The following is an 8,863-nucleotide window of genomic DNA, read 5'->3' as shown; positions in this document are numbered from 1 at the left end:
GTGATCAGCGTGGACGGCAATGCCCTGTTCTTCACCTCACGCCGCATCCGGCCCGACAGTTCCAATGTGGACCTGATCGATGCCGTGGCAGGGCTTCCCTTCGAGATCCTCCCGGCCGACGTACCGTGCCCCCGCGCCGCGCTCGGTAAAGACGCGGCGCATCGCGCCCACACGCCGGTCTTATTCCAACGCGCCGCGGGCGCGATCCATCAGTCCCTCGCGTACCGTATCGCCGCGGGCGACAACCCGATCCTCGATCCCGCGCGCGACCAAGCGTTCTTCGACTCCGACGCGGCGCTCGACGGCTTCCCCCCGGTACGTCGTGCCGCGCTCGTCCTACACGCCGTCGCGAAAGATCGAGCGGAGTGTCAGGCCGGCGACACCACGTACGCGCTCGATCTCGCCGTCGGTGACGCGGTCCGGCACCAGCCCTGTCCGCCGCAGCACCGGAAGCGCGGCTTCACCCGTTCGCCGATCCTCCGGCTATGATCGCGCCGCGCCAGGCCGGGTAACCAAGCGGATTCGCCCGTCGGACTACGAGCGGACTGGCAACGCTGCGCGGAGCGTACGCACGCTGCCACGCGCGAGCGTCGGGGGAGTAACGCCTGGAACAAGTCCGCGAACGCCGAATCGTGTCCGCTCCAGCGTTCCGACATACAAAGGGAATGAGCGCTCATACGTTCTTCCGCCGAGTGAACGAAGCCGAGCCCGGGCGACACGCCGGCACTCGTTTTATCCGCGAACCTACGGCCGCCGCGGGGATCGCGCCGATCGATTCCTGGGCATCAACATCAACATTGGCCGGCACCCGGCGCCGCGCTACCGCTACGGACATCGCCGATATGTCTCCTGCTACGGTCCTCGCGGCTACGTGGCTCCGTATTTCGGCGCTTACTTTTCTTATGGGGATCGCTATTACGACAATTATGCCGTGGTGTACCGGCCCTACAGCCGTCACTACGCCGACTATTACAACCCCTGGTATCCGTCGTATTGGGCTTCGTATGCTCCGTATGGATACGGCTTCGGCTACTATGCGACGCCGTCCTACGCGCCGACCACGATCTACAATGAGCAGCCCGTGATCGAGCGGGAGTACCACGACACTGTCTACTACTACGGCCAGCCCGACGCGGCGACGGTCGCGCCCGAAGCCTCGCCCGAAGATTTTCCGGTTGAGCCGGATCTGTCACCTCCGGACAGCGTCGAGATCTCGCCGCAGGGCAACGAGAGTGATTTCGGCGCGGTGCGCGAGCCCGCGGGTCAGGTCGCGCCGGGCAACGATACGGGCGCCCCGGAAGATCAGGTTGCCGGGGAGCAGTATCAGGAGCCGGTGACCATCGTCATGGGACACCAGGCCTTCTTCCGCGGCGACTACGAAAATGCGGGACGGTACTACTTCGAGGCCATGATGGCCGATGGGAACGATCCCTACGCCAAGCTGTTCTATGCAATGGCTGGATTTGCCCGCGGAGAGTACGGCGTTGCCATGACAGCCCTGCACGGGGTCTTCAACAGCGCTCCCAGCCTGATCGCTTCGCCGGTCGATTGGCGGCAGTTCTACCCGGACCGCGACACGCTCGAAGGGCAGCTCGCAGCATTGAGGGCCCACGTGGACAAGTCGACAAATGAGACGGATGCAAGGGCGTTGCTGGCCTACGTCTGCTTCGCCACCGGAGAACCGGAGGAGGCGTTGTCCGTGCTCGGGAAAGCCGAGCCGACCAAGGATGGTGATTTCGTCGGCCTGCTTCGCGAATCAGTGCAGTCGGTTGTTGAGCAGATGAAGAATCAGCCGGACGCGGAGGCTAATCCGCCGCAGGATGCGCCGATTCCATAGGCGGCGTGTGGTTTCCGTTACCTGACTGCGTTGCCGGATCGTTACCGTTACGCTCTCGGGCATGCAGGGCCTGGGCGAGCGACGCGAGGCCGGTCACGCTGTCGCAACGGACAGCTTGCTCGAGACCTTCGTAATCACGGTCCGTGAGTGCCCGCCCGCCCACGACGACGAGCGCGCCGACGCTTTCAGCCTCGGCACGAATATGACTCCAGCCGCCACGCAGTTCATTCACGGACTCGGGCGTCGAGAGGCTGAACCAGACCAGACGCGGCCGTCGCTGTGCGATGGCGGCGCGCAGCGTTTCGGTGGGAAGACCCACGCCGAGTGATTCCGCACGCCAGCCGGCGTCGCGCAGGATGACCTCGACCATGGCCGTGGCCAGCATGTAAGGATCAGTGGAGAGCGTTCCGCCGATGGCCAGCGGTGCGCTCAGCGGGGGAGTCGGAAGCATCAGGCGAAACTCGTGGAGCAGCCGCAAGCTGATCTCGCACGCCAGCCGCTCTTCGTAGACTTCCGCGTCTCCATGCTCCCAGCTCGTGCCCATTTCCGCCATGGCCGGGGCCAGTACGTTATCGCAAATCGAGGTCAGCCGATGCTGTGCGAGGTAGAGATTGAATACCGCCCCGCGAACCCTCTCCTCATCTCCCTCAGCCAGTCCCTCGCGCACGCCTCGCGCGGCACGTGCCAGCGCCAGAGTGCCTTGGCCGGAAGTTACGGGCAGACCGAGCACCTCAGGCCGAACGACTTCGTGGCCCTGCTCGCGAATGAACTGGATCACACCGGCCAAGGGCAGGCGGCGATGTCCGCCGAGCGTCCGCGTCGTCGGTAGTAAACCTTTGTCACACCATCGTTTAAGAGAAGCCTCGCTCACGCCGATGGCGCGGGCGACCTGCTTTGGTGTCAGTGTCTCTTTCATTCAGGCCTCCGGGCGAACGAATTGCACGATTCTAGTGTGTCGTGTACCGATTTGTCACGAGAATTCCACGGCCGGCGCTCCACTTCTGCCTCAGCGATGACCATTAAGTATTGCCAATGAATAGGTTACGATGAATTCGCCCTTGTCGCCGGAAGTCTGATCGTTTTGAACGATTTTCTATTGACAGGACGAGCCTGGCGAACGATAATCCTCATGAACGATTTGAACGATTTCTATTGGAGGCAGGCCATGTTCGAGTTGATGTCGACTCGCCGGGAGCGGACCACGGACGGCGGTACGGTAACCCGCGCGTTTGATGTTGATCGTGCGGAACAGGCCGTGCGCGACCTCCTGGAGGCAATGGGCGAAGACCCGGATCGGGATGGTCTGCGGGATACACCGGCGCGTGTGGCCCGGATGTACCGCGAGGTCTTCTCCGGACTGCGGGAGGACCCGACGCGTCATCTGACGCGTACGTTCGACGAGCCTTATGAAGAGATGGTGCTGCTTCGCGATATCGACTTCGCCTCCGTCTGCGAGCACCACCTGCTTCCCTTCCTCGGCAAAGCCCACGTCGCCTACCTGCCTTCAGATCGGGTTGTCGGACTCTCCAAGCTGGCTCGCGTGGTGGAGGGATTCGCGCGGCGGCCTCAGGTCCAGGAGCGGCTGACCGGGCAGGTCGCGGATGCGCTCATGGACCAACTTCATGCCCGCGGATCGATGGTCGTCATCGAATCGCAGCACTACTGCATGAAGATCCGCGGCGTGGGCAAGCCCAACAGTGTCATGGTGACGTCAGCCGTACGCGGGGCGTTCCGTGAAGACGCCGCCCTGCGAGCGGAGGCAATGTCTCTGATTACCGGCGGGCGCTGAGCGTTGCTCAACGACCGCTTCGAGAGTGTTTGAGGAATTGGACCGACATCGTTGAGGGGCTTTTTGGCCCGCACTGCTGGCGGTCAGCAGGCGGAGCGGTCGGCCCGTGCGACGGTGATTTCAAGGAGAGGATCATGTTGAATCTGAATTCGAAGATCGTCGGTGTCGTGGCTTGCGGCTTGGGTCTCGCCCTGTCGAGTGCTCCGGTCGTGGCGAGCGACTGCGGTGGAAAGAAGGACATCGTCTCGACGGCGGTGGCTGCCGGGGATTTCGACACGCTCGTGGCGGCGGTGAAGGCGGCGGACCTGGTCGAGACGCTGCAGGGCTCCGGTCCATTCACGGTGTTCGCACCGACGGATGAGGCCTTTGCGAAGCTGCCCAAGGGTGCGCTGGACGAGCTCCTGGCCAACCCGGATCGACTGAAGGCGGTGCTCTTGCAGCATGTGGTTCCGGGTCGCGTGCTTGCGGCGGACGTCGTGAAGCTGAACTCGGCTACCACGGCACTGGGACAGTCGCTGGCGATCGACACCTCGCGCGGCGTTCGCGTGGGTTCCGCGAACGTGGTCAAGACGGACATCGAAACGTCGAACGGCGTCATCCACGTCATTGACTCCGTGCTGCTGCCGCAAGCGGACATCGTGGAGGTTGCACGCAACGCCGGCTCGTTCAAGACGTTGCTGACCGCGCTGGAGGCGGCCGGGCTGACCGGCGCCCTGCGCGGGGACGGTCCGTTCACGGTCTTTGCGCCGACGGACGACGCGTTCAGCCGCCTGCCGGCGGGCACGCTCGATTCCCTGCTCGCCGATCCGAGCAAGCTCAAGGCCGTGTTGACATACCACGTTGTTCCGGGGCGTGTGCTGGCCGCGGACGTCGCCACGCTCAAGACTGCCAAGACGCTGCAGGGCAAGTCACTGCCGATCGACACGTCGAGCGGCGTGAAGGTGGACAACGCCCAGGTGATCAAGACGGACATTCGCGCAACCAACGGTGTGATTCATGTCATTGATGCCGTCATGGTGCCGTAGTTGCGGCACGTTGACGGATCCGCGGCGGTCGGGGGGCCGAACGTGGTCGTCCCGGAACCCTGTCGGTTCCGGGGCGGCCACAGGCTCCCAAAATTATGGCAAGAACGGAAAGGAAAGACGGCCATGAAGAACAGCACGACGTCAAACTCCAGGCCGAATCAGACGACGGTGCCAGCATACCCGGAACATCCCGAGCTGCACTCGAGGCGACTTCGCCGGGCATGGCTGGAAGAGGCGGAAGTCCTGATGCGTTCCGGGTGTGAGCTCGATGCCCGGGGGGAGGCGGTGCTGTTCAAGGCGATGCACGGCTGCGCGTTCGAAGCGGCTGCAGCACAGCGACGCGGGCGAGCGGTCGACCTGCAGCACGCCCTGGAGCGGCACCAGAGGATCCAGGAATTCCTTGTCGATCGGAACATCGGCCTGGTCTACGAAATGCGACGACGGGCGCACGTCGTCAATGTTGACTCGGACGACCTCAACAGCGAGGGATTCTGGACGCTGGTGCAGTCCGTTCTGCACTTTGACCCCTGGCGTGGGTACAAGTTCAGCACGTACGCCTGCACGTCCATCCTGCGTAGCTATCTGCTGCTGGCGAAGAAGACGCGTCGGCGGATGGGCCGGTTCGATCTGCTGAAGGAAGAGGTCGACCCACGATCGATGGTCGCGATGTTGCAGTCAGATCTTGATACCCAGGAGATGGTCGCCCGCCTGCGGAAGGTGCTCCGCGAGAACACCGCGCGACTCACCGCGACCGAGCGTTTCGTGATCGAAAGGCGGATGTTGCACGCACCGACCGAGAAGGCGGAGACGCTGGAATCGATCGGGGAGAAGTTCAACCTGAGCAAGGAGCGCGTGCGGCAGATTCAGCTACTGGCGATCGGCAAGCTCCGGGCGAGTATGGAGCGTTTCGTTGGAGAACGCAGGGAGGCCGTCGATGGCTCTTCATCGCCGAACGGCGCGACACCGTACCACCGCCGTCGGGGCGTATCTGGCGGGCCGGATTTCGCCGCGACCTCTTCAGGCGGTGCGGCCGCCGGCGCAGGACCTTGCTGCATTCTCGCGGCGTAGATTTGTCCGCGACCGGCAAAAGAATACACTTCTTCAAGGCCCTACGAGTACGGAATGAAGGAGCCATTGCCATGACGACTGAACCTGTACAGGACAAGACGGTTTTCGTTACCGGGGCGACGGGCTACGTCGGAGGTCGGCTGGTTCCTCGACTGATCGAGGCGGGTCATCTCGTACGCTGCTTCGTAAGGACGCCGGAGAAGCTTTCAGGGCGGCCCTGGTACTCGGATCCGCGTGTCGAGATTGTCGCCGGGGACGTGGGCGACGTGTCGCGCTTGACCGACGCGATGCGGGGCTGTGACGCCGCGTACTATCTTGTCCATTCCATGATCGCGGTCGGATCGCGTTATCGTCGGCGCGATCGCACCCTGGCCCTCGGTTTCGCCCACGCGGCGCAAGCAGCCGGCGTCGAGCGCATCATCTACCTCGGCGGACTCGGCGAAATCGGCGACGGCCTCAGCGAGCATCTTGCGTCGCGTCGGGAAGTGGAAACGGCGCTGGCGGCGACCGATGTACCGGTCACGGTTTTTCGCGCGGCCATGATCATCGGCTCGGGCTCTGCGTCATTCGAGATTCTCCGGTACCTCGTCGAGCGTTTGCCGATGATGGTCACGCCGCGCTGGGTGAACACGCGAAGTCAGCCCATCGCCATACGAAACGTATTGCATTATCTCGTGGCCTGCCTGGACGTTCCGGAGACAACAGGGAAAACGCTGGACATCGGCGGCGCGGACGTGCTGACCTACCGCGAACTGATGGACACGATGGCCGATGCCCTCAAGCTACGCCGCCGCGTGGTGCTTCCCGTTCCGGTGCTTACGCCGCGGCTGAGCTCACTTTGGATTCACCTGGTGACACCGCTGAGCCACCGCATCGCGCGTCCCCTGGCCGACGGCCTGCGAAACCGCATGGTCTGTCGCAACGACGAAGCGGCGAGGCTCATGCCGCAGACGTTGCTGACGTCGCGGGAAGCGATCGAAGCGGCGCTTCGAAAGCGGGAAGCCGGGAGCGTGGAAACGACGTGGTCGGCGGCCGGGCCCATGCCGGGCGACCCCGACTGGGCCGGGGGCAAGGTGTTCGTCGATCACCGCGTGACGGAGATTCATGCGTCACCCGAGCACGTGTACCACGCCATCTGCCGGATCGGCGGCGGGCACGGGTACTATGCGGCGGATCGGTTGTGGCAGATTCGCGGGTGGATGGACCGCCTGGTCGGCGGACCCGGGTTGCGACGGGGGCGGCGCGATCCGGAAAACGTGGCATTCGGCGAAGCACTTGATTTCTGGCGTGTGACGGCCATCAAGCCCAATCAACTGCTGGAGCTGCGGGCGGAGATGAAACTGCCCGGCGAGGCGGTGCTCGAGTTCCGCATTGAGAGCGAAGGCGACAAGCGATGCCGGCTCCATCAGACGGCGCGATTCAAGCCGCACGGCCTTGCCGGATTGGCGTACTGGTACTCCGTCCTGCCGCTGCACGGAATCGTCTTCAGCGGGATGCTCGATGGAATTCGCGAGGCCGCCGAGGGCTACGCCCGATCCGGACAGGTTACGGAGAATCGCGTTCAGGTTGGTGGGTCCGTCGAGCCGGCGGTGGGACAGGCGTAAGCAGGGATCACCATGGGCAAAGTGGCGGGCATCTTGGCGAAGTCTGCGACTCGCGAGGGAAATTCCCTCCTGGAGCTTTCCCGCCGTCAGCCGCTCCTGATCGTGTTTCTTCGACATATGGGCTGACCGTTCTGCCGCGAGGCGCTGGCCGAGGTCTCGGCCGTTAGAGACAAGATCGAGGCACAGGGAACGCAGTTGATTATCGTGCACATGGGGTCGGCGTCCGACACCGAAGAAGTGTCGCAGAAATTCGGCTTGTCGGCGCAACATTTCGTGGAAGACCCTGACGCGCGGCTCTACAAGGCCTTCGATCTGGAAGAGCTCTCGACTGGTGAATTGCTCAGTCCGACCATGTGGGCAAAGGCCATACGCACGGCGCTGGTCAAGGGGCATGGCGCGGGTCTGCCCATGGGAAACACGCGACAAAAGCAGGGCGTCTTCCTGGTCCATGACGGAGAGATCGTGCGGAGCTTTCGGCACGAGCGGATCAGCGATCGGCCGGACTACGTGGCGTTGGCCTGCATGCCCAAAGGGGAAGGGGGACTCACTTAGATGATCGGGCGCTTTCTGGGTGACGGGACAGCGAGGGTACGGCGAGGGGTCCCTGGCCCCAAGTGGGGGATTCTGGCGTTTCTGCCGGTACTTGTGCTAGCGGCGGGATGCGGAATGACCATTCCCTACGCCTCTGTTCTGGCTACGCTTCCGCCGCAGGAACTTCTCTTGATCGATGGGCAGTGGGTCCACGTCGAACGCGCCGGAGAGGGGGAACCCGTCGTCTTCATTCACGGCTTCGGAGCATCGACGTTCTCCTGGCGGGAGGTACTTCCCGAGGTGGCGAAGGAATTCGGCGCCCTGGGCATCGACCTCAACGGCTTCGGTTATACAGAGCGGCCGGAAGAGGAGAGCGCGTACAGCTTGCGAGGCCAGGCCGATCTGGTTCTGGGCGTGATGAACAAGCTGGAGTGCCCGACGGCACACGTTGTGGGTCACTCCTATGGTGCCGGAGTGGCGTTGACACTCGCTTTGCAGAACCCGGATCGCGTACGCTCGCTCGTCCTCGTTGACGGCGGAGTGACGGCAAGCGACGCAGGCGCTCCGTCGATCCCTCCGCTGTTCCGTCCCTTGGCCGAGTGGCTGATCCGCGGTTTGTTTCTCACTGAGCGGAATATCCGCGGAGCGTTGGAGTCGGCCGTTTACGATCCGGCTACGGTCACGTCGGACATGGTGAAAGGATACCTTCGCCCTCTTCGGGTCGAGGGATTCGACCGGGCGTTTCGCGGGCTGCTCGCGGCTGGGGACGGACCGATGGCCGATCTTGATCCTGCCGAGGTCGCGGTTCCCACGCTGGTTCTGTGGGGAGAAAACGACCCGTTTTTCCCGCTTTCAGCGGGACAGGCGCTGGCGGACGAGATTCCGGGTGCGGCGCTGGTCGTCTTTCCGATGACCGGACATCTTCCGATGGAGGAGCGGCCGAGCGAGTTTAACTCCGCGTTATTGTTGTTTCTCAAACAGAATCCTTGAGACATTCGTCGTAGTCGGT

The 8,863-nt window shown here is 63.5% G+C and carries 9 protein-coding genes; 8 read left to right on the top strand and 1 reads right to left on the bottom strand.

Annotated elements, in window-relative coordinates:
• Positions 1 to 489 (top strand): hypothetical protein (locus J5J06_07255; protein MCO6436867.1); only part of this gene is annotated, 489 nt, incomplete at its 5' end.
• Positions 410 to 1,837, top strand: coding sequence for a hypothetical protein (locus J5J06_07250; GenBank protein MCO6436866.1), 1,428 nt, complete (start codon positions 410 to 412; stop codon positions 1,835 to 1,837). The genes J5J06_07255 and J5J06_07250, both read left to right, overlap by 80 nt.
• Here J5J06_07250 and J5J06_07245 read toward each other — a convergent pair.
• Positions 1,806 to 2,753 (bottom strand): cobalamin-dependent protein, encoded by a 948-nt coding sequence (locus J5J06_07245; GenBank protein ID MCO6436865.1) that lies wholly within the window; start codon positions 2,751 to 2,753, stop codon positions 1,806 to 1,808. The two genes, J5J06_07250 and J5J06_07245, sit on opposite strands and share 32 nt — an antisense overlap.
• A gap of 261 nt (positions 2,754 to 3,014) precedes the next feature.
• On the opposite strand from J5J06_07245, the gene folE reads away from it, so the two are divergent.
• The 6 genes from folE to J5J06_07215 all read left to right on the top strand — a co-directional run bounded on the left by folE (position 3,015) and on the right by J5J06_07215 (position 8,844).
• Entirely contained in the window at positions 3,015 to 3,626 is a 612-nt protein-coding gene (gene folE / locus J5J06_07240) for a GTP cyclohydrolase I FolE (GenBank protein ID MCO6436864.1), read from the top strand.
• A 134-nt stretch (positions 3,627 to 3,760) separates the two neighbouring features.
• Entirely contained in the window at positions 3,761 to 4,651 is an 891-nt protein-coding gene (locus J5J06_07235) for a fasciclin domain-containing protein (GenBank protein MCO6436863.1), read from the top strand.
• Positions 4,652 to 4,774: 123 nt separating this feature from the next.
• On the top strand, positions 4,775 to 5,719 hold the full coding sequence (locus J5J06_07230) for a sigma-70 family RNA polymerase sigma factor (GenBank protein MCO6436862.1): 945 nt from the start codon (positions 4,775 to 4,777) through the stop codon (positions 5,717 to 5,719).
• A 71-nt stretch (positions 5,720 to 5,790) separates the two neighbouring features.
• Positions 5,791 to 7,323 carry an SDR family oxidoreductase gene (locus J5J06_07225; protein MCO6436861.1) on the top strand — a complete coding sequence of 511 codons (1,533 nt, stop codon included), beginning with the start codon at positions 5,791 to 5,793 and terminating at the stop codon, positions 7,321 to 7,323.
• Between the two features lie 195 nt (positions 7,324 to 7,518).
• On the top strand, positions 7,519 to 7,875 hold the full coding sequence (locus J5J06_07220) for a hypothetical protein (protein MCO6436860.1): 357 nt from the start codon (positions 7,519 to 7,521) through the stop codon (positions 7,873 to 7,875).
• On the top strand, positions 7,876 to 8,844 hold the full coding sequence (locus J5J06_07215) for an alpha/beta fold hydrolase (protein ID MCO6436859.1): 969 nt from the start codon (positions 7,876 to 7,878) through the stop codon (positions 8,842 to 8,844). It abuts the gene before it with no gap.
• Positions 8,845 to 8,863: the final 19 nt, after the last annotated feature.

This window comes from Phycisphaerae bacterium (genome assembly GCA_024102815.1).
Taxonomy (GTDB): Bacteria; Planctomycetota; Phycisphaerae; order UBA1845; family UBA1845; genus JAGFJJ01.
This window is presented reverse-complemented; position numbering and strand designations above follow the sequence as displayed.

Excerpts from the sequence above, each read along its gene's own strand:
- J5J06_07245 (MCO6436865.1), bottom strand. The coding sequence starts at position 2,753 with ATGAAAGAGACACTGACACCAAAGCAGGTCGCCCGCGCCATCGGCGTG.
- folE (MCO6436864.1), top strand. The coding sequence starts at position 3,015 with ATGTCGACTCGCCGGGAGCGGACCACGGACGGCGGTACGGTAACCCGC.
- J5J06_07235 (MCO6436863.1), top strand. The coding sequence starts at position 3,761 with ATGTTGAATCTGAATTCGAAGATCGTCGGTGTCGTGGCTTGCGGCTTG.
- J5J06_07230 (MCO6436862.1), top strand. The coding sequence starts at position 4,775 with ATGAAGAACAGCACGACGTCAAACTCCAGGCCGAATCAGACGACGGTG.
- J5J06_07225 (MCO6436861.1), top strand. The coding sequence starts at position 5,791 with ATGACGACTGAACCTGTACAGGACAAGACGGTTTTCGTTACCGGGGCG.
- J5J06_07215 (MCO6436859.1), top strand. The coding sequence starts at position 7,876 with ATGATCGGGCGCTTTCTGGGTGACGGGACAGCGAGGGTACGGCGAGGG.